Below are 1,672 nucleotides of genomic sequence, written 5' to 3' on the forward strand. Positions count from 1 at the left end.
TGAGGCTGCCCTTACCTCACGACCCCTCCACAGCGGGCGACGGAGCGGGCGGGGGTCGGGCGGGGGACCGGGCGGGATGCGCCCGGTCGGCCGCCCCCTCGTCCCCCGTGGCCCTGCGGTCCGGGACCAGGATGGGTGCACGCGACGCGGCGCGGCGCGATGACGGCGAGGAGGCCGGAGATGACGAAGTACCTGATCTCGTTCCCGAGCGGCGAGATGGTCGTGCCCGAGGGCGAGTGGCAGACCGTGGTGGACGAGTCCCACGCCGTGGTGCGGGAGGCGAAGGCGGCGGGCGTCTGGGTCTTCGGCGGCGGCATCGACGAGGGGATCCCGCCCGTGCGGGTCGCGGCCGACGGGACCGTGACGCCGGGCGCCTACCCGCAGACGAGCCGACTCGAGGGCGGCTACTCGATCCTCGACCTCCCGACCCGCGACGCCGCGCTCGAGTGGGCGGCGCGCATCGCGGCCGTGTGCCGGTGCCCGCAGGAGCTGCGCGCGTTCGGGGAGGACCCGGAGAGCTGACGCGTCAGCGGCGGACGCGGATCAGGCTCAGGGGTCGCACGGCCACCGCTGCCCGAAGGCCGCGCGCACCACCTCGAGCGCCTCCGCCGGGCCCCAGACCCGCAGGTCGGTGCACCCGGGTCCGTAGCGCCCCGCGATGACGCCGTGGTCGCCCACGGTGGAGTACGCGATCCACGCCGCCGGGTCGACGTCGGACGTGCCTCCGCCTCCGCCGTCCCCGATCTCGAGGCGCTCCCCGGCGGGGAACACGATCGTCGAGCCGAGGGGCACGCACGGCTCCCGGTCGGCGTCGTCGAGCTCGTCGGCGGGGATGTCGCGGACGCTCGTGCACGGCGGGTCCTGGATCTCCGTGGCGTCGAGCGTCAGGATGCGCGCATCCGACGGCACGCAGCCCGCGAGCACGAGGACCAGGGCCGCCACGGCGACCGCCGTGCCCCCGGCCCGCGCCGCCCGGCGCGCCCGCGCTGATACCGAGGCCGTGGGCGTGGGCATGGCCGACATGCTCCGATGCCCCATGCGCCCGCTCCCTCCTGTCCGCCGTCCGCCGTCCGCCGTCCGCACCATCCTGGCGCTCCGGGCGGCGCCGCACGAGGCCCCGCGTCGCTAGCGTCGGAGGATGGACGACGAGCGGGACGCCGGGCTCCGGGCGGCGGTCGGCGACCTCCTGGGCCGCCCCGTCGCGGCGCTCGACGACGTGCGCCGGGATCCGCTCGAGTACGACGCGTTCCTCGCGCACCGGTCGGTGACGCGGATCCACGGAAGCGCGCGCCCCGCGGACCGCACCGCGCCCGTGCCGTGGGCGCTCGTCGAGAAGCGCACGGAGGGGCCCGCGCGGGCCGTGCCGTACCTGCTGCGGAACGCCGCGCGGGAGCTCGCCGCCTACCGCTCGGGCCTGCTCGACGGGCTGCCCGCCGGGATCCGGGCGCCGCGCGCGCACGGGACCCTGCACGACGCGGACGGCGGCACCACCCTCTGGATCGAGGAGGTGCGGCACACGGGGCGACGCCCCCTCGATCCGGCCGACCTGCTGGCCGCCGCGGAGGCCCTGGGCGCCCTCGCCGGGACGTGGCTCGGGCGGCCGCCGGACGATCCCTGGCTCCTCGCGGGCTGGATCGACCGGCACGCGCAGCCCGAGGCGGCGGACGCGGGC

3 protein-coding genes are annotated in these 1,672 nt (G+C 77.7%); 2 read left to right on the forward strand and 1 reads right to left on the reverse strand.

The genetic code is table 11. The annotated features are described in order from the left end of the window. Positions 1-180: 180 nt before the first annotated feature. Positions 181-522, forward strand: coding sequence for a transcription initiation protein (locus tag Q6969_RS15460; protein ID WP_317231236.1), 342 nt, complete (start codon positions 181-183; stop codon positions 520-522). A 27-nt stretch (positions 523-549) separates the two neighbouring features. Here the strand turns inward: Q6969_RS15460 and Q6969_RS15465 are convergent, their stop codons facing one another. After that, positions 550-1,014, reverse strand: coding sequence for a hypothetical protein (locus tag Q6969_RS15465; protein ID WP_317231237.1), 465 nt, complete (start codon positions 1,012-1,014; stop codon positions 550-552). A gap of 124 nt (positions 1,015-1,138) precedes the next feature. Here Q6969_RS15465 and Q6969_RS15470 point away from each other — a divergent pair. Then, on the forward strand, positions 1,139-1,672 hold a 534-nt coding region (locus tag Q6969_RS15470), incomplete at its 3' end, for a hypothetical protein (RefSeq protein ID WP_317231238.1).

It is taken from the genome of Clavibacter sp. MX14-G9D, assembly GCF_032917815.1.
GTDB classification, from domain to species: domain Bacteria; phylum Actinomycetota; class Actinomycetes; order Actinomycetales; family Microbacteriaceae; genus Clavibacter; species Clavibacter michiganensis_K.

Bases quoted from the DNA above. Each gene is read 5' to 3' on its own strand.
- Q6969_RS15460 (WP_317231236.1), top strand. From the start codon at position 181: ATGACGAAGTACCTGATCTCGTTCCCGAGCGGCGAGATGGTCGTGCCC.
- Q6969_RS15465 (WP_317231237.1), bottom strand. From the start codon at position 1,014: ATGCCCACGCCCACGGCCTCGGTATCAGCGCGGGCGCGCCGGGCGGCG.